At 49.1% G+C, this 23,342-nt stretch carries 20 protein-coding genes and 2 pseudogenes; 15 read left to right on the top strand and 7 right to left on the bottom strand.

What is annotated here, in order from left to right:
- Positions 1–60: 60 nt before the first annotated feature.
- The 4 genes and pseudogenes from gluQRS to tal all read right to left on the bottom strand — a co-directional run bounded on the left by gluQRS (position 61) and on the right by tal (position 2,897).
- Positions 61–948, bottom strand: coding sequence for a tRNA glutamyl-Q(34) synthetase GluQRS (gene gluQRS, locus FAH66_RS07225; RefSeq protein ID WP_137041166.1), 888 nt, complete (start codon positions 946–948; stop codon positions 61–63).
- Positions 949–964: 16 nt separating this feature from the next.
- A pseudogene (locus FAH66_RS07220) lies at positions 965–1,171 on the bottom strand (hypothetical protein); the annotation flags it as partial.
- Between the two features lie 64 nt (positions 1,172–1,235).
- Complete coding sequence (locus FAH66_RS07215) at positions 1,236–1,595, bottom strand: immunity 8 family protein (RefSeq protein ID WP_002221979.1); 360 nt, start codon at positions 1,593–1,595, stop codon at positions 1,236–1,238.
- A 246-nt stretch (positions 1,596–1,841) separates the two neighbouring features.
- Positions 1,842–2,897 carry a transaldolase gene (tal, locus tag FAH66_RS07210; RefSeq protein WP_137041165.1) on the bottom strand — a complete coding sequence of 352 codons (1,056 nt, stop codon included), beginning with the start codon at positions 2,895–2,897 and terminating at the stop codon, positions 1,842–1,844.
- A gap of 134 nt (positions 2,898–3,031) precedes the next feature.
- On the opposite strand from tal, the gene FAH66_RS07205 reads away from it, so the two are divergent.
- The 7 genes from FAH66_RS07205 to hpf all read left to right on the top strand — a co-directional run bounded on the left by FAH66_RS07205 (position 3,032) and on the right by hpf (position 8,406).
- Positions 3,032–4,006: a KpsF/GutQ family sugar-phosphate isomerase gene (locus FAH66_RS07205; RefSeq protein WP_049328826.1), complete on the top strand. Its 975-nt coding sequence runs from the start codon at positions 3,032–3,034 to the stop codon at positions 4,004–4,006.
- A gap of 66 nt (positions 4,007–4,072) precedes the next feature.
- On the top strand, positions 4,073–4,609 hold the full coding sequence (locus tag FAH66_RS07200) for a KdsC family phosphatase (RefSeq protein WP_003686818.1): 537 nt from the start codon (positions 4,073–4,075) through the stop codon (positions 4,607–4,609).
- Positions 4,606–5,187, top strand: a complete 582-nt coding sequence (gene lptC / locus FAH66_RS07195) for an LPS export ABC transporter periplasmic protein LptC (protein WP_003686789.1) — start codon at positions 4,606–4,608, stop codon at positions 5,185–5,187. The genes FAH66_RS07200 and lptC overlap by 4 nt, the downstream gene beginning before the upstream one ends.
- The gene (gene lptA, locus FAH66_RS07190) at positions 5,168–5,698 is read left to right on the top strand and encodes a lipopolysaccharide transport periplasmic protein LptA (RefSeq protein WP_137041164.1); all 531 of its coding nucleotides are present in this window, start codon (positions 5,168–5,170) and stop codon (positions 5,696–5,698) included. The genes lptC and lptA overlap by 20 nt, the downstream gene beginning before the upstream one ends.
- Positions 5,699–5,769: 71 nt before the next feature.
- On the top strand, positions 5,770–6,504 hold the full coding sequence (lptB, locus tag FAH66_RS07185) for an LPS export ABC transporter ATP-binding protein (RefSeq protein ID WP_003679854.1): 735 nt from the start codon (positions 5,770–5,772) through the stop codon (positions 6,502–6,504).
- 182 nt (positions 6,505–6,686) lie between these two features.
- A complete protein-coding gene (gene rpoN / locus FAH66_RS07180; protein ID WP_137041163.1) occupies positions 6,687–8,042 on the top strand; it encodes an RNA polymerase factor sigma-54 in 1,356 nt (451 codons plus the stop codon).
- Positions 8,043–8,091: 49 nt separating this feature from the next.
- Positions 8,092–8,406 carry a ribosome hibernation-promoting factor, HPF/YfiA family gene (gene hpf / locus FAH66_RS07175; protein WP_003686778.1) on the top strand — a complete coding sequence of 105 codons (315 nt, stop codon included), beginning with the start codon at positions 8,092–8,094 and terminating at the stop codon, positions 8,404–8,406.
- 73 nt (positions 8,407–8,479) lie between these two features.
- On the opposite strand, the gene FAH66_RS07170 is transcribed toward hpf, so the two are convergent.
- Both FAH66_RS07170 and FAH66_RS11080 read right to left on the bottom strand, forming a co-directional pair.
- Positions 8,480–9,757: an AmpG family muropeptide MFS transporter gene (locus FAH66_RS07170; RefSeq protein ID WP_244284899.1), complete on the bottom strand. Its 1,278-nt coding sequence runs from the start codon at positions 9,755–9,757 to the stop codon at positions 8,480–8,482.
- A 258-nt stretch (positions 9,758–10,015) separates the two neighbouring features.
- Complete coding sequence (locus tag FAH66_RS11080) at positions 10,016–10,189, bottom strand: hypothetical protein (RefSeq protein WP_224783520.1); 174 nt, start codon at positions 10,187–10,189, stop codon at positions 10,016–10,018.
- 901 nt (positions 10,190–11,090) lie between these two features.
- On the opposite strand from FAH66_RS11080, the gene ftnA (FAH66_RS07150) reads away from it, so the two are divergent.
- Positions 11,091–11,576 (top strand): non-heme ferritin, encoded by a 486-nt coding sequence (gene ftnA / locus FAH66_RS07150; protein WP_003686837.1) that lies wholly within the window; start codon positions 11,091–11,093, stop codon positions 11,574–11,576.
- 16 nt (positions 11,577–11,592) lie between these two features.
- A complete protein-coding gene (ftnA, locus tag FAH66_RS07145) occupies positions 11,593–12,090 on the top strand; it encodes a non-heme ferritin (protein ID WP_003686798.1) in 498 nt (165 codons plus the stop codon).
- Between the two features lie 171 nt (positions 12,091–12,261).
- Here the strand turns inward: ftnA (FAH66_RS07145) and pgi are convergent, their stop codons facing one another.
- Positions 12,262–13,902: a glucose-6-phosphate isomerase gene (pgi, locus tag FAH66_RS07140; protein ID WP_137041162.1), complete on the bottom strand. Its 1,641-nt coding sequence runs from the start codon at positions 13,900–13,902 to the stop codon at positions 12,262–12,264.
- A gap of 250 nt (positions 13,903–14,152) precedes the next feature.
- On the opposite strand from pgi, the gene FAH66_RS07135 reads away from it, so the two are divergent.
- The 6 genes and pseudogenes from FAH66_RS07135 (at position 14,153) to FAH66_RS07110 (ending at position 23,310) form a co-directional block, all read left to right on the top strand.
- Positions 14,153–15,196 carry a LacI family DNA-binding transcriptional regulator gene (locus FAH66_RS07135; RefSeq protein WP_137041161.1) on the top strand — a complete coding sequence of 348 codons (1,044 nt, stop codon included), beginning with the start codon at positions 14,153–14,155 and terminating at the stop codon, positions 15,194–15,196.
- A 200-nt stretch (positions 15,197–15,396) separates the two neighbouring features.
- Positions 15,397–16,720: pseudogene (locus FAH66_RS07130) on the top strand (MFS transporter).
- Positions 16,721–16,928: 208 nt separating this feature from the next.
- Positions 16,929–19,232 carry a DNA topoisomerase IV subunit A gene (parC, locus tag FAH66_RS07125; RefSeq protein WP_137041160.1) on the top strand — a complete coding sequence of 768 codons (2,304 nt, stop codon included), beginning with the start codon at positions 16,929–16,931 and terminating at the stop codon, positions 19,230–19,232.
- A 69-nt stretch (positions 19,233–19,301) separates the two neighbouring features.
- On the top strand, positions 19,302–20,888 hold the full coding sequence (locus FAH66_RS07120) for a two-component system sensor histidine kinase NtrB (protein ID WP_070748451.1): 1,587 nt from the start codon (positions 19,302–19,304) through the stop codon (positions 20,886–20,888).
- Entirely contained in the window at positions 20,881–22,509 is a 1,629-nt protein-coding gene (locus FAH66_RS07115; RefSeq protein ID WP_137041159.1) for a sigma-54-dependent transcriptional regulator, read from the top strand. Before FAH66_RS07120 ends, FAH66_RS07115 begins: the two co-directional genes overlap by 8 nt.
- Positions 22,510–22,557: 48 nt before the next feature.
- On the top strand, positions 22,558–23,310 hold the full coding sequence (locus FAH66_RS07110) for a class I SAM-dependent methyltransferase (RefSeq protein WP_137041158.1): 753 nt from the start codon (positions 22,558–22,560) through the stop codon (positions 23,308–23,310).
- Positions 23,311–23,342 lie beyond the last annotated feature (32 nt).

Below are 23,342 nucleotides of genomic sequence, written 5' to 3'. Positions count from 1 at the left end.
CTTACATAATTTTATGAAATATTGTAATACCTAGAGTAATTTTGTTGTAATCGTGCTAATTCAGTCTGTGATAATGGACGATTTTGGGATTTTGTCCATTTGCCAGTGTACCACCGCCCAATCAAGCAATTCCTGCGGACGGTTCACGGTAGGTGCATCGGGTAGGTTGAGGTAGGTTAGGACTTGGCGTAGGAGTTGTTCTTTTTGATTCAAATCCAAAGCCGGGGCAAGGGTTTGTTTCGACCATTTTTGTCCTTGATTGTTGGTCAATAGGGGAAGGTGGGCGTAGGCCGGTGTGGGAACGCCGAGGCATTGTTGCAGATAGATTTGGCGCGGCGTGGAAACGAGCAAGTCCTGACCGCGGACAATATGCGTTATGCCTTGATCGGCATCGTCGGCAACCACGGCAAGCTGATATGCCCAATAGCCGTCGGCACGAAGCAGGACAAAATCGCCGATATCGTGTGCCAGATTTTGTGCGTAATGTCCGACAATGCCGTCTGAAAAACCGATCACGCGATCGGGAACTTGAATGCGCCATGCCGGAGTTTTGTTTTGCGTGTCGGGTCTTTGCTGAGGATTGCGGCAACGGCCGTTATATACAAATCCGTCTGCGCCATGTGTTGCCGCCGCCTGCCAGTCTTTGCGGCTGCAATAGCAGGGATACACCAGCCCGGCTGCTTTGAGGCGGTTGAGGGTGTCTTGATACAGGTCGTAACGGCGGTTTTGATAGGCGACTTCGCCATCCCACTCAAAACCGAAAGCTTCGAGCGTGCGCAAAATGTCGGCAGCGGCGCCGGGCATTTCGCGCGGGGGGTCAAGGTCTTCAATGCGGACCAGCCATTTGCCCTGATGAGCGCGCGCGTCGGCATAGGAAGCGACGGCGGTCAGCAGCGAGCCGATGTGGAGCAGCCCGGTCGGGCTGGGGGCAAAACGTCCTGTGTACATATCTGGTACAGCCCCTTTATTTAAGACTATTAATCAAAGCCATTATCTCATCTTTATTCAGTTCCATCCCGAGCTCTTCAAGCAAGGTTAAATCATATAGGGCATTATATTGCTCTTCGGTAGCTGAATCATCCATAAGAGCAGGCGAGAAAAAATCAAAGGCTCTATCTGCAATTCTCTCATTACTTGCATTTCTACTAACCAGTTTCGTCAATTCTGTATATTTTGAAAAGTTTATGGAAAAATAAAACAGCGAAAAAGTTTTGGTTTCGCTGTTTTTGATTTAATTAGCACTGATAATCTTCAAATTCCCACGAAAAAAAACGAAGTAAATAAGTCAATGACTTTTCCCAAGTTTCTTTTGAACATTCTTTAAGAATTTTCTCAATTTCCGATTTAATAACAGAATGATTAAATTCATTCATAATCATCATACCCGCTCCCCATTTAACCCTTTGATTTTGGAAACAATTATGCAAAATCCATTTAGGAGAGCATATGCGAACAGAAAATATATCTGCAGCATCACTATCATCAGTTCCTATGTCTAAATCAATTCCCACACAAAAATTGTCTTTGATTTCGGGAACGAAATCTTCAAAGGCACAATCGTAAAGATTGATGGCTTTCAATTCTAGGTTAATCATTTTATATTCAATAGTATGGGGAGATACCGGATCCTTAAAAATCAGATCTGAATAAATTTCATTGGGTGAAATGATTTCGAGTGCTTTTGCCATGATTCTATTTCCTTTTGTGTTGGTGGGTAAAGTCGTGCATTAACTTCTTGTTGATTAATATTTTTAGGGCGAATCCTTGATATGCCGCACTGTGTCCGGTCAAAAGGGCGATGCCGTCTGAAAGCCTTTCAGATGGCATCGGGGATGAAAAGTTTAAACCAACGGTGCGAGCAGTTTTTCAAACGCTTCTTCAAACTGTTTCAAACCGTCTTCCTGCAAACGCGCCGCCAAGGTTTCGACATCTATGCCGAGCGCGGCAATTTCGGCGAGCCGCGCCCGTGCTTCGTCCGCGCCTTCGGTCAGCGTGGCTTTGGCCGTGCCGTGGTCGATAAAGGCTTTAAGTGTGGCATCGGGAACGGTGTTGACGGTATGGGCGCCAATCAGGCTGTCAACGTATAAAGTGTCAGGATAGGCAGGGTTTTTCACGCCGGTGGATGCCCATAAAAGTTGCACGCGGTTGGCACCTTTTTCGGTAAGTGCGGCAAATTCGCTGCTGCCGAAGTATTGCGCCCAATCTTGATAGGCGGCTTTGGCCAGCGCGATGGCGACTTTGCCTTTGAGGTGGTCGGGCAGGGTGGCATCCAATGCGGCATCGACACGGGAAATAAAGAAGCTGGCGACAACTTGGATATGGGAAACGTCGTGTCCCGCTTCCAAACGTTTGGCAATGCCGCGCGTGTAGGCCGCATAGGCTTTGAGGGTTTGGGCGCGGGAGAAAAGCAGGGTCAGGTTGACGCTGATGCCGTCTGAAACGAGGGTTTCAAGCGCTTCGATGCCTTCGTCGGTTGCCGGTACTTTAATCATGGCATTTTTACGGCCGATGGCGGCGTGCAGGCGGCGCGCTTCTTCAACCGTACCTTGCGCGTCTTTGGACAATTCAGGCGAAACTTCGAGGCTGACGAAGCCGGTTTTGCCGCCGGTGGATTCGTGTTCGGCAAGGCATACGTCGCAAGCGGCTTGCACATCGGCAACCGCCATGGTTTCGTAGCGTTGTTTCGGGGTTAGGTCTTGTTGTTTGAGCGCGGCTACTTCATCGGCGTACAGCGCGTCTCCGGCAAAGGCTTTTTGGAAAATGGCAGGATTGGAAGTTACGCCACACACACCTTGTTTCAGCATTTCTGCCAACTCGCCGCTTTGTACCAGCGAACGGGAGAGATTGTCCAACCAGATTTGTTGTCCTAATGCTTTAACGTCCGATAAAATAGTCATCTCAGATTCCTTTTACATAATAGGTTTGTTTGTGAAGTGGCGGTAATGCTACGCCGATTCGATGAATTTGAACAGTTTACGGCTGATTAATTTGGGCAAAACAAACCTAAATTCAAGCACGAAAGGTAGCTTTGATGGCGGAAAACACACTTTATCTCGACTGGGCGCGTGATGTATTGAATACGGAAGCCGAAGGTTTGCGTGAAATTGCGGCGGCGTTGGACGACAACTTTGTCCGTGCGGCAGAAGCGTTGTTGCACTGCAAGGGCAGGGTTGTAATTGCCGGCATGGGTAAGTCCGGACACATCGGCCGCAAAATGGCGGCGACCATGGCTTCCACCGGCACGCCTGCGTTTTTCGTCCATCCTGCCGAAGCGGCGCACGGCGATTTGGGCATGATTGTCGATAACGATGTCGTGGTTGCCATTTCCAATTCCGGCGAAAGCGACGAAATTGCGGCGATTATTCCAGCGTTGAAACGCAAAAACATCACGCTTATTTGTATCACTGCCCATCCGACTTCGACCATGGCGCGCCATGCCGATATCCATATTACCGCGGCGGTTTCCAAAGAAGCCTGTCCGCTCGGCCTTGCGCCGACTTCCAGTACGACCGCCGTGATGGCCTTGGGCGATGCTCTGGCGGTGGTATTGCTGCAGGCGCGTGCGTTTACGCCGGATGATTTTGCTTTAAGCCATCCGGCCGGCAGTTTGGGCAAACGCCTGCTGCTGCGCGTGGCGGATATTATGCACAAAGACGAAGCTCTGCCTGCCGTTTTGTTGGGTACACCGTTGAAAGAGGCCATTGTCCGCATGAGTGAAAAAGGTTTGGGCATGTTGGCGGTAACCGATGCCGAAGGCCGTCTGAAAGGCGTATTTACCGATGGCGACTTGCGCCGTCTGTTTCAAGAACGCGACAGCTTTGCCGGTTTGAAAGTGGACGACATTATGCACGCTTCGCCGAAAACCATCTCTGCCGACCGCCTTGCCACCGAAGCTTTGAAAGCCATGCAAAGCGGCCATGTGAACGGTTTGCTGGTGGTCGAAGAAAACGGCGTGCTGATTGGTGCGCTGAACATGCACGATTTATTGATGGCACGAATTGTCTGAAACGACGGCAAAAACGTTTTCAGACGGCCTTATGCTAGAATAGGCCGTCTGAAATAAGGAAACCTTATGCAAAACCTCTCTTCCGACCTGCAACAACGCGCTTTAGGTATCAAACTGCTGATACTGGATGTGGACGGCGTTTTGACCGACGGCCGCATTTTTATCCGCGACAACGGCGAAGAAATCAAATCGTTCCACACTTTGGACGGACACGGTTTGAAAATGCTTCAGGCCAGCGGCGTGCAAACGGCGATTATTACCGGCCGCGATGCGCCTTCCGTCGGTATCCGCGTGAAGCAGCTCGGCATCAACTATTACTTCAAAGGCATTCACGACAAACGTGCCGCCTACGCCCAATTACGCGAACAGGCAGGTGTGGAGGAGCATGAGTGCGCCTTTGTCGGCGACGATGTCGTCGATTTGCCTGTGATGGTGCGTTGCGGATTGGCGGTCGCCGTCCCTGAAGCGCATTGGTTTACGTTGCAATACGCCCATTATGTAACCCGACGTTCCGGCGGCGCAGGCGCGGTGCGTGAAGTGTGCGATTTGATTATGCAGGCGCAAGGTACGCTTGAACCTGCTTTGAAAGAGTATGTACGATGAAAATCAGATGGCGTTACGGAATCGCCTTTCCGCTGGTGTTGGCCGTTTCACTTGGCGCACTGGCGGCGTGGCTCGGCCGCATCAGCGAAGTGCAAGTCGAAGAAGTCGTCCTCAATCCGAATGAGCCGCAATATTCGATGAAAGGCATCAACGGCAAACGTTTTGACCAAGAAGGCCGTCTGAAAGAAAACCTGAGCGCGGTCGATGCCGTCCAATATCCGAATAGCGCGGACGTGCATTTGGACAAACCACATCTTTCGTTTTACCGAGACGGCAGCCTGTTGTACGAAGTCGGCAGCGACAAGGCCGCGTACAATATTCAAAATAAGAAAGTCGTTTTTGAACAGAATGTCGTCTTAAACAAAGCGGCAGATGCCAAGCGTTTGGCCGGCATCGTCAAAACCGAACGTTTGAATGTCGATACCGAAGCGCAATACGCCCATACCGACAGCCCCGTTACTTTCCAATACGGACAGTCCGGCGGTCAGGCAAACGGCATGACTTATGACCACAAAACCGGTTTGCTGAATTTCCCTTCCAAAGTGAAAGCCACAATTTATGATACAAAAAATTTGTAAAACCTTAGCCTTTGTTACCGTTTTTGCCGCCAGCCCGGCCTTTGCCCTGCAAAGCGACAGCAAGCAGTCGATTCAAATCGAAGCCGACCAAGGCTCGCTTGACCAAAACAACCAAAGCACTACCTTTTCCGGCAACGTCATCATCAAACAAGGCACGCTCAATATCCGTGCCGGCAGCGTGACCGTTTCGCGCAACGACAAAAGCGAGCAGTTGATGAAAGCCACCGGCTCGCCCGTCAAATTCAGCCAAGAGTTGGACGGCGGCAAAGGCGTGGTCAACGGCCAAGCCAATACCGTCACGTATTCTTCCGCAGCCAGTCTGGTTACCCTGACCGGCAATGCCAAAGTACAGCGCGGCGGCGATGTGGCCGAAGGTGCGGTCATTACTTACAACACCAAAACCGAGGTTTACACCATCAACGGCAGCGCCAAATCCGGTGTGAAATCCGCCGCCAAATCCGGCCGCGTCAGCGTTGTCATCCGGCCGTCCAGCACGCAGAAAAATAAATAAGAAAACACACGAACAAGGCCGTCTGAAAAAGGTTCAGACGGCCTGAGGTCAATATCGAAAGTCAACAGAATATGAGCGCAAACAACAGCCGTCTTGTGGTTCAAAACCTGCAAAAAAGTTTCAAAAAACGCCAAGTCGTCAAAAGCTTCTCCCTTGAAATCGAAAGCGGCGAAGTCATCGGCCTGCTCGGCCCCAACGGCGCGGGTAAGACCACCAGCTTTTACATGATTGTCGGCCTGATTGCCGCCGATGCAGGCAGCGTGATGCTGGACGGACAAGAGTTGCGCCACCTGCCTATTCACGAACGCGCCCGGCTCGGCGTCGGCTATCTGCCGCAGGAAGCCTCGATTTTCCGCAAAATGACCGTGGAACAAAATATCCGCGCCATTTTGGAAATCAGCATGAAGGACAAAAGCCGCATCGATGCCGAACTTGAAAAACTGTTGGCCGATTTGAACATCGAGCGCCTGCGCAACAACCCTGCGCCGTCGTTGTCCGGTGGCGAACGCCGCCGTGTCGAAATCGCGCGCGTGTTGGCCATGCAGCCGCGTTTCATTTTGTTGGACGAACCTTTTGCCGGCGTTGACCCGATTGCCGTCATCGATATTCAGAAAATTATCGAGTTCCTCAAATCACGCGGTATCGGCGTATTGATTACTGACCACAACGTGCGCGAAACCCTCAGCATCTGCGACCGTGCCTATATCATCAGCGACGGTACTGTACTGGCTTCAGGCAAGCCGGATGATTTGGTCAATAATGAACAAGTCCGTTCGGTTTACTTGGGTGAAAATTTCAAATATTGAATGCATATTTGACGGTAATCGTAAAACCGATTTCACACGAGGCTCTCATTTCAATTGAGGGTAGCTATAAATATTGAAATAATTACTAAGAATACAAATATAATACCGATAACCTAGTTTTTCAGACGGCCCTCCGTACAAAGGCCGTCTGAAAAACTATCCATACACTTCGAAAAAACACTATGTCTTCACTCGTCCTTAAACTCAAACAGACCCAGCAGCTCAACCAGCGGCTGCAGCAGTCTTTGCGCATCTTGCAGATGTCGGGTCTTGAGCTTGAGCGCGAAGTGGAAGACTGGTTGTTAGACAATCCTCTGCTTGAGCGTCCGGAAACCGAAGAGTTTGCCGATAGCGGGCTCAACCGTGCCGTTACCATGCCGCGTGCAGGTCAGCAGTTGAGCGGCGACGATGCCGAAGATATTTGGAGCAACATCGCTGAAGAAGAGGATTTCAAACGCTATCTGCATGCCCAAGTGTGCGAGCATCCGCTCTCGCAAGTGGAAGCGGCTTATGTTCACGTCTTGATTGATTTTTTGGACGAACAAGGCTACCTCACCGACAGTCTCGAAGAAATTATCGATCACACGCCGTTAGAATGGATGCTGGAAGAAGAGGCCCTGCAAAATGCGTTAGATGTATTGCAAACCTTTGATCCCCCCGGCGTGGCGGCGGCGGATTTGACCGAGTCGCTCATGCTGCAGTTAATGCGTTTGCCGGCTTCTCCTGCCCGACAAATGGCCGCGCATTTGGTGCAAAGTTCGCTTCAAGACTTAGGCAAAAACCGCAAACAAAATGTTCTGCGTTTCCGCAAACTCTATCCCGATACCGACAGCGAAACCATAGAAGCCGCGTTCGATATGATTGCCGAGCTCAATCCCTATCCGGCCTACGGTTTCGCCTCTGCCACGCCCACGCCTTATATTCAGCCTGACGTTTGGGTCAAAGAGGGCAAGGATGGCTGGGAAGTCATCAGCAACGAGGCGGCTTGGCCGAAGTTGCGGCTTAATCAGGAATATTGCGACCTGATGAAATCAGCGGAAGAGGGTGCACCGGAGTGGAAGGAAAAAATTAACGAAGCCAAGCAGCGTATTGATTCTTTGGAGCTGCGTAAAAGCACGGTCCTCCGCCTTACCGAGTATATCGTCAAAAATCAGGAAGATTTTTTCATCTTCGGAGAAATCGGCCTGTCGCCAATGCTGATGAAAGATGCCGCTGCCGAATTGGGTTTGGCGGAAAGTACCATCTCGCGCGCCGCCAATCAGAAATATTTGTCTTGCCCGCGCGGCCTGTTTGCGTTACGCTATTTCTTCACACAGGCAGTGAATGCTGATGATGACGGCGAAGGGTTCAGCCAAGGAGCAATCAAAGCCGTATTGAGCCAGCTGATTGAAAGTGAAGACAGCAGCAAACCTTATTCGGACGAGACCCTCGTCAAATTATTAAAACAACGCGGCATTGAAATCGCCAGACGTACAGTTGCAAAATATAGAGAATCATTAGACATACCACCGGCACACAAACGAAAATTTACCGAGTAGATATATTCCGATCCGTTTTGACGGACTAATCAACCGAAGGAGCTGTATCATGAATCTGAAAATCACCGGTCTGAATTTTGATGTTACCGAAGCCATCAAAAACTATGTTTCCGATAAGTTGGCACGAATCAATCGCCACGCCGACAACATCATCTCTGTGACCATTACGCTCTCGGTGGAAAAAGTCAATCAAAAAGCCGAAGCCGATGCGCATCTGGCAGGTAAAGATTTGCACGTTGAAGCGATTGAACAGGATATGTACGCCGCGATTGATGTTTTGATGGACAAACTCGACCGCGCCGTTTTGAAACATAAAGAAAAAAGCGGTGATGTCCGCAGTACTGTCAAACCTGAAGCAGAATAAAATTTTTGTATGATAAAGGCCGTCTGAACATTCAGACGGCCTTTTGTTTTACTAGATGTTTTAGACTGGCAATCTAGTTACTCACTTTTTCGCCATTCCATGGTGCCACTTTAAACAGCAGCAACATGCCCGGTATGCCCAAAGCAAAACACAGCCAGTAGAAATTAAAGTAACCCATCGCTTCAATCAGATAACCTGCCGAAGCATTGATAAATGTACGTGGAACGGCTGACAGGCTGGTAAAGAGGGCTAATTGAGTGGCCGTAAATGCTGGATTGGTTTCACGAGCCATATAGGCAACAAATGCTGCTGTACCTAAACCGACACCCGCTGCTTCTGCACCAATCACGGCTGCAAGCATCATTTGCTCTGTCAGTGTGATGGTTTCAAACTTGCCAAAATTTGCCAACCAGGCAAAGCCTAGAATCGTTACCCATTGCGCCACGCCGAAAACCCATAATGCCCTATTGATACCAAGTTTCAACATCCAAATACCGCCTACAATACCGGCAATGACAGCAGGCCACAGGCCGGCATTTTTGGCAATGAGGCCGATGTCGGTTTTGCTGAAGCCCATGTCCAGATAAAACGGTGTAGCCAAAGAAGTGGCCATGCTGTCGCCCAGTTTGTAGAGAAAGATAAACAGTAATACCAAGATGGCCTGTTTGATTCCTTTGCGGGAGAAGAACTCACTGAAAGGGTCAGAGACTGTTTGGGTAAATGTACGCGACACAGATGGTGGAATGTCAGGCTCTTTAGCTAAAAATAAGGTCATTAGCAGACCGGGCAGCATAAATAGTGCAGTAATGATGAATACGTTGTGCCAAGGCATCAAGTCGGCCAAAATCAAGCTGAGTGAGCCAGGTACCAAAGCAGCAATACGGTAGGCATTGACGTGGATGGAGTTGCCCAAGCCTAATTCTTCATCTGACAAAATTTCGCGGCGAAATGCATCCAATACAATATCTTGGCTGGCAGAGAAAAAGGCGACCACCAACGATAAGCCCATAATTACATATAAATGCTGAGCAGGATTTAGGAAGGCGTAAATGAGCAAGGTCAGCAGTAAACCAATTTGCGTAACCAGCATCCAACCGCGTCGCCGTCCTAAAAAAGGTAATCTGACCAAATCAATGACGGGAGACCAGATAAATTTCCAAGTGAAAGGCAGCCCGATAAGTGCCATCAGGCCGATGGTTTTCAAATCGACATGTTCGCTGCGCAACCATGCCGGAATCAGGTTGATCAGAAAATAAAGCGGCAGCCCCGAAGTGAAGCCTGTAAAGATACAAATCAGCATACTGCGCGAGAAAATCTTGCGCCAAGTGCTGGTTTGGGGTGCGGTGGTCATAGTGGAATCAATAAAAAAGGAAAAAGGATATTGTAGCAAAGATGGGGGATATGGCGAATGAGCTTCTGCTATCTTTATTGAATAAAGGCCGTCTGAAACTTTGACCAATTAAGTTTCAGACGGCCTTTTGTTGGAACAACTGGTTTGGCGGGCAACGGAGACTTCAGGACGGAAGAAGGGTTGCTTGGGTGTATTCATAAAATTGAAGTTAAGAAAGTTTCAGACGATCCCTAGAGATCGTTTGAACGATGAGAAATATCAGTGGTAATTTGTGCCGTCAGTGTAGCCGTTTCCTGATTTGTCCACAGCAAAAGCAGAAATCGGACCGACCGTTACTGTCCCTTTAGGCTGAGTTTCTTGGTAATACTCATATGCTGCAACACCCATACCAGTTGCAGCACCAACAGCAGCACCAATTGTGCCACCGACCATAATAGCTGGTCCGGCAGGAATACTGCCAAAAGCTATACCGACACCCAGACCGATACCTGCACCAATTGATCCTCCTATTTATGCACCATTTGCTCCTCCTTGAAGGATTCTCTCTCCTAAGCCTCCTCCATAAATTAGTTCCAGATCCTAAATGGATAGTTCAATCATGTTATTTTTCCTTTTCAAAAAAATTAGACGTAGAATATTGAGTCAATACACCCAATATGGAAAAAATAATAATAAATCATAAAATCAACATTATCTTCTTGGTAGCTTTCATAAATAAAAACGATCGGTATTGATATACAAATTAAAATATACAGGTACTTTGAAATTACCAGTAACTTATACACAAATTTTGATTTCATAGCCTAGTCTTTCATTTGAATAAAATCTACCCTAATCAACTTTCCAACCAACTTCCTAACTTCTTCATGCTTTCCCTGATTGAAGTTAACCAGTAGATTTTTCAACAATATGTATATTATGTTAAATAATAAATGGTAATTGTCACATTCAAATATTAAGGATAACCTACTTTGAAACTATATCGCTTTGATGCGTAATTCTATAAAAAAACATTGAATTTTCATGTTTTCTATTTATCCAGTATTTTGGAGTTGATAAGTGAGAGCAAAAAACTTTGGAAATCTACGATTCTCCTTCCAACACCTCATCATTTCTCTAGAGAATTTAGGCAAAGGCGATATTGATAACTCATTTCATTAAATGGAACCAAATGAGAATGATTTATTTATAAAATCCTTTTAAATTAATGGGTTACAATAAAAATTAATAAAATAAAATTGACTATTCTCAATAAAATGAGTAAAATTCATCCGCAAATACAAATTTTGTATTGTGATACATCTATTAACCGTATTAAGAAAAGGAGTTAGTTATGCTAAGTAAGTCAATTACAGCAAAATTAAACGAACAAATTAATCTCGAGTTGTATTCATCAAATGTCTATTTGCAAATGAGTGCATGGTGCCATAAACATGGTTATGAAGGCGCTGCAGCATTTTTACTTCGTCATGCCGATGAAGAATTGGAACATATGCAAAAGTTGTTTACTTATGTGAGCGAAACCAGTGGAATGCCTTTGTTAGGTAAAATTGACGCCCCTAAACACGATTACGCTTCATTAAAAGAAGTTTTTGAAACAACACTTGAACACGAAAAACTAGTGACATCTAAAATTAATGAGTTAGTTGAGAGTACTTTTGCAGAAAAGGATTACTCTACTTTTAACTTCTTACAATGGTATGTAGCTGAACAGCATGAAGAAGAAAAATTATTTAACAGTATTGTTGATAAATTCAAACTTCTTGGTGAAAGTGGTACAGCGCTCTACTACATTGATCGTGAATTAAAAACTTTATAAGAATAGGAGAAATAAAATGTTATCAAATAGCGTGATTAAACTATTAAATGATCAAATGAATTTAGAGTTTTATTCTTCTAACTTATATTTACAAATGAGCGCCTGGTGCGAACAACAAGGTTTCGAAGGAGCTGCAAAATTTTTATCAGAGCATGCGGCTGAGGAAATGCAGCATATGCGTAAACTCTTCACTTATTTAAATGAGACCGGCGCATTGGCTATCATCACACAAATTGATGAACCACCTCATCAATTTTCATCATTGAAACAAGTACTTGAATTAACTTATGAACATGAAAAGTTAATTACCTCTAAAATCAATGAATTAGTTGGTAGAACTTTTGAAGAGAAAGACTACTCTGCCTTTAACTTCTTACAATGGTATGTGGCTGAACAACATGAAGAAGAAAAATTATTCAGTGGAATTTTGGATAAATTAAATCTTCTTGGTGAAGATGGTAAAGGTTTGTTCTTAGTTGATAAAGATTTAGGCGCATTAACAACAAACAACTAATCAAGTCTGATGAAAAAGGCTAAGTCATTATCGATTTAGCCTTTTTTTATATCAAAATCTAGCTACTTTTGTCTAAAAGTGCGGTGCTTTAACGGTTCATTCTTACCGCCGATTAGGTTTTGAAATGCCCGTAAGACAGGCAGATATGCTTGTCTTACGGGCATTTTATTTTCAGACGGCCTTCGATCTTGCGTTGCAGTTGCGGTAGAAGGCGATCAGACCGTTGGTGGAGCTGTCGTGTGCAGGCGTGCCGCGTTCGAGTTCGGGTTCGATGGTTTTGGCCAGCTCTTTACCGTATTCCACGCCCCATTGGTCGAAGGGGTTGATACGCCAAATCACGCCTTGAACGAAAGTACGATGTTCGTAAGCAGCCATCAGCATGCCGAGGTTGAAAGGCGTCAGGCTGTCGATGAGTAGGCTGTTGCTCGGACGGTTGCCGGGGAATTCTTTTTGCGGTGCAAGGCGGTCGCGTTCGTCTTGGGGTAGGGCAGCCAATTCGATTTGCACTTCGTCTAAGGTTTTGCCTTTCATCAGCGCTTCGGCTTGGGCGAAGGCATTGGCAACGGTAAAGCGGTGTTGGCGGTGGTTGCCGTAGACTGTGGTCATGGGGACGATGAAGTCGACGGGAATCAGACGCGTGCCTTGGTGCAGAAGCTGGAAGTAGGCATGTTGGCAGTTGACGCCTTCATCGCCGAAGACAATGCCGCCAGTGGTGCAGGAAACGGGTTGGCCGTCTGAAGTACGCTGTTTGCCGAGGCTTTCCATATCGAGCTGGTTGAGCCATGGTGTGAAGAGGCGCATGTTGTGGCTGTATGGGACAACGGTTTGGCCGTCTGAATGTTGGAAGTTGTTGTACCAAACATTGATGAGCGCCATCAGGACGGGAATGTTGCGGCGGAATGGTGTTTCAAAGAAATGGGTATCCATCGCGTGTGCGCCGGCCAGCATTTTGCGGAATGCTTTTTCTCCGACGGCAACCATCAGCGGTAGGCCGATAGGCGACCAGACGGAATAGCGGCCGCCGACCCAGTCGGACATGGCGAAGACTTTGTCGGGGGAGATACCGAAGTTTTGGGCTGCGGCCACATCGGCGGAAATGGCACAGAAGTGTCGGTAGATGCCGGAATCAGGCAAACCTGCATCGCGGTACCAAGTACGCGCAGCGTAGGCATTGAGCAGGGTTTCCGGTGTGCGGAACGATTTGCTGGCAATGCTGAATACGGTGGTTTCGGGGTTGAGGCCGAGAAGGGTTTGGGTCAGGTCGGCATCATCGGAGTTGCTGACAAAGTGGACGCGGATGTTTTGCCAATAGGGTTGCAGCGCCTGTGTGGCCATGCGCGGACCCAAATCGGAGCCGCCGATACCGATGTGAACCAAGTCGGTAATCGCTTTACCGGTAATGCCTGCGTGCGTGCCGTCTAAAAGTTGGCGTGCGAACTCGAGTGCGCGGTTGAGTTCGTGATGAACATTGGGCACGATGTTTTCGCCGTCAACGTAAACAGGTTTGGCATTGGCAGGCAGGCGCAGGGCAGTGTGGAGGACGGCGCGGTGTTCGCTGGTGTTGATTTTTTCACCGCTGCTCATGGCCTGCATATATTGTGGCAAATCGGCTGCTTCGGCCAGTTGGCACAATAAATCTAGGGTGTTTTCATCTAGACGGTTTTTGCTGTAATCAAATAACAAACCGTGCAGAATTTCGTGCATATTGTTGAAACGTTCGGCATCTGCGGCGAAGCGTTCGCGCAGGGTAACGTGTTGAGTATCGGCATGATGGGCTTCCAAGGCCTGCCATGCGTCTGAGTATGCGGACATCTCGTTTCCTTAGTATGTAACGGTAAACAAGCAGGGTATCTATTTTCTGCTTTTTGTAGTTGTTTGTAGTTTAACAAATTTGGACAACTTTTGGGAGGTGGTAGGGGCGGTTTTGTTTAAGAAATGTATGCAAAATGCAATATAAACGGTTGATTATCATCAAGTTTCTGTAAAAAGGGGGGTATGACACCGATGTCTGCTGTGTTATTCTGTGTAACATTATTGAAATCTTGTCGGGGCGGTCCGTAAGATGGCTACAATTTATGATGTCGCTGCTTATGCCGGGGTATCTCCCAAGACGGTCAGTCGGGTGATTAACAGCGATGCGCCGGTCAGTGAGAAAACCCGTTCCAAAGTAGAAACAGCGATTGCTGCTTTGGGCTATATCCCGTCTTCTGCGGCACGGATTATGCGGTCACACCGTTCCGGATTGGTCGGTCTGATTACCGGCGCCATTTCGCGGACAGGCGAGAGTACGGGCGGACACGGCATACCGGATATGTTCTTGATTAAGGGCATTCAGCAGGAGATTCGCGCACAAGGCAAGATTTTGATGATTGCCGACATCGACAACAAGCTGGGGCAGCCCGGTCAGATGGAGCCGCTGATTCGTACCTTTATGGAGCATCGTGCTGAGGGGATTTTATATGTGGCAGGTTTCCATCAGGAAGTATTGCTGCCGGAAGTGCCCAACCGTTGTCCGATGGTGTTGGTCAACTGTTTTGATTCAGTGGGTACGCCGGCGGTTTTGCCGGATGATGAAGCAGGGCAGTATGGCTTGGTGCGCCGGATTATCCAAAGCGGACACAAACGGATTGCTTATGTGACTTTGCAGCCGGGCGTGGAAGTGACGAGATTGAGATTGGCCGGATACCGCCGTGCTTTGGCTGATGCGGATATTATCTTTGATCCTGATTTGGTGCAAACTGGTTATCCTGACTTCAGCAACGACAGCGGGTCTTTGATTTCGGCTATTTTGAAGCTACTGTCTTTGCCGCTTCCGCCGACGGTAATTTGCTGTGGCAACGATGAAATGGCAGTACGAGTGTATGAGATTTTGAGGACGCGCGGCGTGCGAGTTCCCGAGCAAGTTTCGGTTGCCGGCTATGATAACCACAGCGCGATTGCGGAGACGCTGTTTCCGCCGTTGACCAGTACCGAGTTGCCGTATCTGCGCATGGGCGCGATGGCGGCGGATTTGCTGTTTCAACACATTGAACACCCGACCGGTGCGGTTCGGCCAGTCAAGGTCGTTGGGGAAACCATCTGGTGTCAGTCTGTGATTAATAAATAGTTTCAGACGGCCTGAAAATAATAAGCTTTAAACAACACAAACACACATCAAAATAAGATTCATGCAAACGGTCAAAATAAAGGTCGTCTGAAAACGGAGTTGCCTCAGTAAAAAGGGCAGCCCAAATATAATAAAAGCGTCATACTGCTGAAATTGGAGTTTGTTGTTTCCATAGTTTATTACCCAGGAGTAGCCTTCCTATGAAAATCTCCCCACAAGTGGCGATGACACTTCGCCAGATTATGCTGATGAACTTCGGTTTCTTCGGTATTCAATATAGCTTCGGGTTGCAGCAAACTGCGATTAATCCGATTTTCAGCTTTCTTAATCCAGATCCCAGTATATTGCCTTACCTTAATATGGCCGGCCCGGTTACTGGCTTAATCGTACAACCTATTATTGGTGCAATGAGCGACCGAACATGGGTACCGGGATTGGGGCGCCGCCGTCCGTATTTCTTAATTGGTGCGATCGGTTGCAGTTTATGCTTAGTTCTTGTATCCGCACGTTACCGCCTTGTGGATGGCTGTATTGCTGCTGTGGCTCTTGGACATCAGTAACAACACCGCAATGGAACCTTTCCGTGCATTTATTGCCGATACGGTTCCTGAAAATCAGCAATCCACCGGTTTCTTGATGCAGTCTGTGTTTACCGGTTTGGGTATTACCCTTGCTAACATTTCTCTTTATCTCCTTAAACAAGTTGGTTGGTTGAACCAAACTTCTGAAGTGGGTATTCCTTATTGGGTATTCGGCTCATTCTATATTGGTGCGGTTTGCTCTATTGGTTCTGTCCTAGTAACTGTATTAACTACTCCTGAACGTGAACCTTCACCTCAAGAAATGGCAGCAATTAAAGCTCAACCAAAAGGTCCTGTTCATGCCGTCAAAGAGATCTTTAGTGCCATCAAAGAAATGCCCAAACCTTTGTGGCAGCTTGCTTCAGTTTATCTTTTCCAATGGTATGCACTTTTTATTTATTGGCAATATATTTCACACAGTCTTGTTAAATTTGTTTGGGATTCCACCTCTGCTGATAAGGTTGCTTATCAGGAGGCTGTTGCATGGACCGGTTTGGTAAACGGTTTCTACAACGTTGTAACCTTTATCTCCGCCTTCGGCCTGATGTGGATGGTGCGCAAATATGCCGCCAAATATGTTCACGCCTTTGCCGTAACCCTTGCCGCGCTGGCCTTGCTCACCATTCCGCACATCGGCAACAAATACCTGATGTTTGCCCCGATGATTGGTTTCGGTGTCGGTTGGGCAAGTATGATGGGCGTGCCGTTTATGATTGTGGTCGGTTCTATTCCGAAAGAACGTTACGGCGTGTACATGGGTATTGTGAACATGATGATTGTGATTCCAATGCTGATTGAAACCGTATCTTTCGGCTGGGTGTACAAAACCTTCTTGGGTTCAAACCCTGCCAACGCGATGACGTTTGCCGGTGTTTTCCTCGCCATTGCCGCCGCGTTGACCTTAACCATTAAAACTGCGGCTAAACCGGCTACTACAGAATAACGAAGTTTTGATTTAAAACCAAAATGAAAAGGCCGTCTGAAACATGAAATGGTTTCAGACGGCCTTTTTTGTCGAAACGGATTCCATTTGCTGACCTGATTCGGTAAGCCTTATTGTCGCTGCACTACCGTTCATCACTCAAATTGGCTATGACTACCGATTTTGCTTTACAATATCCTTCTTTAATTTATTTCGTTTTACCATCCTGATGACAGAACACATTTCCGCTCCAAGCCCATCTCCTATCGGCGAAGACTACCTGCTGTTAGGTCAGTACGCCGAACGCGCCTATCTCGAATACGCCATGAGCGTGGTCAAAGGCCGCGCGCTGCCTGAAGTTTCAGACGGCCAAAAGCCCGTACAGCGGCGCATTTTGTTTGCCATGCGCGATATGGGTTTGACGGCGGGGGCGAAGCCGGTGAAATCGGCGCGCGTGGTCGGCGAAATTTTGGGTAAATACCACCCGCACGGCGACAGTTCCGCCTATGAGGCGATGGTGCGGATGGCGCAGGATTTTACCTTGCGCTATCCCTTAATCGACGGCATCGGCAACTTCGGTTCGCGCGACGGCGACGGGGCGGCGGCGATGCGTTACACCGAAGCGCGGCTGACGCCGATTGCAGAATTGTTGTTGTCCGAAATCAATCAGGGGACGGTGGATTTTGTGCCGAACTACGACGGCGCATTTGACGAACCGCTGCATCTGCCCGCCCGCCTGCCTATGGTGCTGCTCAACGGCGCGTCGGGCATTGCAGTGGGCATGGCAACCGAAATTCCGTCGCACAATTTGAACGAAGTGACGCAGGCGGCGATTGCGTTGTTGAAAAAGCCGACGCTGGAAACCGCCGACCTGATGCAATATATTCCCGCGCCCGATTTTGCCGGCGGCGGTCAAATCATCACGCCGGCGGACGAATTGCGCCGGATTTACGAAACTGGCAAAGGCAGCGTGCGCGTGCGTGCGCGTTACGAAATCGAGAAGCTGGCGCGCGGACAATGGCGCGTGATTGTGACCGAGCTGCCGCCGAACGCCAATTCTGCCAAAATCCTTGCCGAAATCGAAGAGCAGACCAACCCGAAACCGAAAGCGGGCAAAAAGCAGCTCAACCAAGACCAGCTCAATACCAAAAAGCTGATGCTGGATTTAATCGACCGCGTGCGCGACGAGTCCGACGGCGAACATCCCGTGCGACTGGTGTTCGAGCCGAAATCCAGTCGCATCGATACGGATACCTTCATCAACACGCTGATGGCGCAGACTTCGCTGGAAGGCAATGTGTCGATGAACTTGGTGATGATGGGTTTGGACAACCGCCCCGCGCAGAAAAATCTGAAAACGATTTTGCAGGAATGGCTGGATTTCCGCGTCGTGACTGTAACACGCCGTCTGAAATTCCGTTTGAACCAAGTGGAAAAACGGCTGCACATTCTCGAAGGCCGTCTGAAAGTCTTTCTGCATATCGACGAAGTGATTAAAGTCATCCGCGAATCGGACGACCCGAAAACTGATTTGATGGCGGCGTTCGGGCTGACCGAAATCCAAGCCGAAGACATTTTGGAAATCCGCCTGCGCCAGTTGGCGCGTTTGGAAGGTTTCAAACTCGAAAAAGAATTGAACGAGTTGCGCGAAGAACAAGGCCGTCTGAATATCCTTTTGGGCGACGAGAACGAAAAACGCAAGCTGATTATCAAAGAGATGCAGGCGGACATGAAGCAGTTTGGCGACGCGCGCCGCACGCTGGTGGAAGAAGCCGGACGCGCCGTGCTGACGCAAACCACCGCCGACGAACCCATCACGCTGATTCTGTCGGAAAAAGGCTGGATACGCAGCCGTGCCGGGCACAACCTTGATTTGAGCCAAACCGCCTTCAAAGAAGGCGACCGACTCAAACAAACCCTTGAAGGCCGCACCGTTTTACCCGTCGTCATCCTGGATTCATTGGGCAGGACCTACACCCTCGATGCCGCCGAAATCCCCGGCGGACGCGGCGACGGCGTGCCGGTTTCATCCTTAATCGAGCTGCAAAACGGCGCAAAACCCGTTGCCATGCTCACCGGCCAGCCCGAACAGCACTACCTACTCTCAGGCAGTGGCGGCTACGGCTTCATCGCCAAACTGGGCGATATGGTTGGACGCGTGAAAGCAGGCAAAGTGGTGATGACCGTGGACAGCGGCGAAACCGTCCTGCCGCCCGTTGCCGTCTATGCTTCTTCACTGATTAATCCCGACTGCAAAGTCGTACTGGCCAGCAGCGACCACCGTCTCTTGGCGTTTTCCATCGGCGAGCTCAAAGTCATGCCTAAAGGCCGCGGTTTGCAGCTGATATCGTTGGCCGAGGGTGCATCTTTGGAACACATTATGGTGACGACCTCTCCTGAGTTTACCGTTGTATCGGTCGGCCGACGCGGTGCAGAATATCAGGAAAAACTGCGTATTGCCGATATTGACGGCAAACGCGGTAAAAAAGGCAAGGTATTGGAAATCTCAGGCCATCTGAAAAGTTTGTCCTGAAACAAGAACAAATATATCTAAATAAATTAAATTTATACGGCATTGCATGATAATAAAAAAGGTTCACTTATGAACAGAGCCAATCTTCAAGAACTGGGTAATCTGAGGGAGCGGATTCCCGGTGTAATCAACATTGCCCGAATAGCCATCGTCTTACCGCTTTTGGTTTTGCACGCGTTCAGCAGCTACACAGGCGGCAACCTGATTGGCGTTTCGTTGCCGGACGTTGCGTTTTATATCTGGGTAACGCTGTATTTCTTCCTGATTATGCTCTCCGTGTTCCGTCCGGGCTGGCAGTGGCAGTCTTTGGATTTGCCCAATGCCAGCGCCGTGGTCGACATCACCATGATGATGGTTTTGGTGTATATCTCCGGCGGTACGGCTTCCGGTTTCGGGATTTTGGTTTTGCCGTTTGTTGCTACGTCGTGTCTGCTCAGTTATGGCCATTATCCCATGCTGTATGCAGGTTATACGGCAATGTTGTTTATTTTGAACCTGTTTTTAGACGGCAGTATGCGTTTCGATTCGTTTAATTGGGACGCGAAATCAATGGCGAATTCTTTGATGCTGATCGGCGCAGGCTATCTGGTGGCAATGTTGACATCGTTTGCCGCCCGTTATTTGGAGCAGGCTACAGAGTCCGCCAGCCGCCATCAACTGGCATACCGCCGTATCAGCGGCTTGAACCATTTGGTTTTGAACCGCGTTCAGGAAGCGGTTGTGGTGATTGATGCGACCCAACGCGTGTGGCTGTTTAACAAGCAGGCAAAAATCTATTTCCCCAGTCTGATTATCGATCAGCAGGAAATCGTGTTTGGCGAACTGGTCGCACGCTGGCAGCGTCAACCCGACAAACCTTTTGAAACCGATATCCATATTTTCCAACACGCCATGCACGTCCGTGCCGTTCCGCTGATTCAGGAGCAAACCGAGCTGCTGATGTTGTACGTCCGCTCATTGCGTGAAGTGGCTGCGGAGGCCATGTCCACCAAGCTGACTTCGCTCGGACAGTTGACTGCCAACCTTGCCCACGAAATCCGCAACCCGATGTCCGCCATCCGTCATGCCAGCGATTTGTTGCAAGAGGGCAATGAGGCAGACGCGCTCAAGGCCAAGCTCTACAACATCATCGACAGCAATATCCAACGCATCGACAAGATGTTGGAAGACGTATCCCTGTTTAACAAACGAGACAACATCAGCCGCCAGCCGATTAATCTGATGAAATTCTGGTTGGAGTTCAAGCAGGAATTTACCTTGAACAATCCCGATGCCATCGGCTGTCTGCGCATGAATATGGACGGCAACAATCTGACCGTATTGGTCGATCCTATGCACTTGCAGCAAGTGATGTGGAACTTGTGCAACAATGCGTGGCGACACAGCCGTCAGGACGAAAACGCCATTACCGTCCTTATCCGCCCTAGCGGCAGGATGCATATTTCCATCGTAGTGGCGGACAACGGCAAAGGCGTGCCGCCCGATGTACGAAATCATTTATTCGAGCCGTTTTACACTACCGAAAAACAAGGCACCGGCTTGGGGCTTTACGTCGCACGCGAGTTGGCACACGCCAATATGGGGCAGCTGCATTATCACCCTGAAATGAACGGGTTTGAATTGATTTTACCGAAGGAGCAGGCGCGGGATGAATAAATTGCAAGAGCCGGTTTTGGTTGTCGATGACGAGGCAGACATCCGCGACCTGATGGAAATGACCCTGATGAAAATGGGTCTGCGCGTCGATACTGCGGCTGGTGTTGAAGAAGCCAAAGACAAGCTGGGCAACAACGATTATTCGCTGGTGCTGACCGATATGCGTATGCCCGACGGCTCCGGCCTCGAGGTTGTCCAATACATCGACGAGTTGATGCTCGACACACCCGTCGCCGTGATTACGGCCTTCGGCAATGCCGACCAAGCCGTTGAAGCCTTGAAAGCAGGGGCGTTTGATTATCTGCAAAAACCGATTACGCTGTCGCAGTTGCGATCATTGGTTAAATCGGCAGTATCGGTTTCAGACAATACTGCCGAACCCACGCCGTCTGAAAAAGTCAAATCGCAGCCTGCGCCAGTTTCTGCCGCCCTGTATAAACCCGAACCTCAGCCGGCCAAGCCTGTTGTTACGCCTCCTAAGAGCGTACAGAGTGAATTTAACCGGCCTTTGACTGTTCCGGAAGGACTCAATTCCTTAAAAGAGCGTTTTTCGGCCAGTAACATCAATCCTGCTCTGCAACAAGACGCACCTATATTGGAAGGCGAGGACGATATGCCGCGCCTGTTGGGCACCTCGCCGCAAATGGTCGAAGTGCGCCACCTGATTCGCAGATTGGCCCACAGCCTTGTTCCCGTTTATATCTCCGGCGAGTCCGGTACGGGTAAAGAGCAGGCGGCGCGCACGATTCACGAACTGTCCGACCGTGCCGACAAACCGTTTATTGCCGTCAACTGCGGTGCCATTCCTGAAAACCTGATGGAAAGCGAATTTTTCGGTTACAAAAAAGGCAGCTTTACTGGCGCGGATCAAGACCGTTTAGGTTTTTTCCAACATGCTGACGGCGGCACTTTGTTCCTTGACGAAGTTGCCGATTTGCCCCTTGCCATGCAGGTTAAACTCCTGCGCGCCATTCAAGAAAAAGCCGTGCGCCGTATCGGCGATGCGCGGGAAACTCCTGTGGATGTGCGCATTATTTGTGCAACCCATAAAAACCTCGAAGCCTTGGTTGAAAGCGGCGCATTCCGTCAGGACTTGTATTACCGCCTCAACGTAGTCACCCTGCACATGCCGCCTTTGCGCGAAATGCGCGAAGACTTGGGCGCGCTGATTTTGTATCTGCTATACAAACACCGTCACGGCAATCAAACCTACAAACTCAGCCCGAAAGCCCAAGAAGCCCTGTTGCATTACAGCTATCCCGGCAACTTCCGCGAGTTGGAAAACATCCTCGAACGCGCCGTCGCACTGACGGTCGGCCAAGTGATACAAGTGGATGACTTGCAGATTCAAAACGCCCCACAGGTTAAGGCTGAACGCAGCGGCTTCTCTTTTGACGATATTGCCGAACCTGACGCACGCGAAACTACACTCAATCACAGCCCGATTCCGCCGTTTGATCCGCGGACCATGCAGATACAGGATTACCTCGACCAAGTGGAACGCAGCATCATCGAGCAGGCTTTGCAGCAAACCCGTTACAACCGTACCCAAGCCGCCAAACTTTTGGGCATCAGCTTCCGCTCTATGCGCTACCGCATGGAACGCTTGGACATCAATTAAAACGTTCAGACGGCCTGAGCTTTCAAGGCCGTCTGAAACATAAGCCTTATGTACAAGATTTATTTTGACGAAACTTCATCTACCGAACTTCGCAGCCTTGCCGCGCCTTTCGGGCTGACCGTTATCGACCGGCAGCCTGAAGAAGGCAGTTTCCTTATCGCTGACGAAAGCGGAATCAGCTTGTGCCGCGCCGGTGAAAAAGGCCGTGTCCGCGTTGATTTTGATGGCGGTGCCGCCCATTATCGGCGTACTAAAGGTGGAGGCGAGTTGATTGCCAAAGCCGTTAACCACACTACGCAACCGACTGTCTGGGACGCTACCGGCGGACTGGGGCGCGACAGTTTTGTGCTTGCCTCGTTGGGTTTGAAGGTACACACTTTTGAACAAAATCCCGCCGTTGCCTGTCTACTTTCAGACGGCCTTAATAGGGCAGGGCAAAGTGAAGAGACACGGGAAATTGTCCAACGCATTACTTTGCACTTCGGCAATGCCATTGATTTAATGCAGGAATTGGCAACGCAAAACGGCAGACCCGATGTAGTGTACCTCGACCCGATGTATCCGGAACGCCGCAAAACCGCCGCCATGAAAAAAGAAATGGCTTACTTTCACGACTTGGTCGGCGCAGCTCAAGACGAAGCCGAGTTGTTGGACGCTGCATTGAATACCGCCAAAAAGCGCATTGTCGTCAAACGTCCGCGCTTGGGCGAATTTCTCGACGGGCGCAAACCTGCTTATCAATACACAGGCAAAAGCACGCGTTTTGACGTTTACCTTCCGACAAGGCCGTCTGAAGACTAGAAGCAAACTTGCAACATATCAAAAGAAACCGC

Origin of the sequence: Neisseria subflava (genome assembly GCF_005221305.1) — a bacterium.
Classification (GTDB): domain Bacteria; phylum Pseudomonadota; class Gammaproteobacteria; order Burkholderiales; family Neisseriaceae; genus Neisseria; species Neisseria subflava.
Note: the sequence above shows the minus strand (reverse complement) of the source record. Positions and strands in the feature narration are given on the sequence as shown.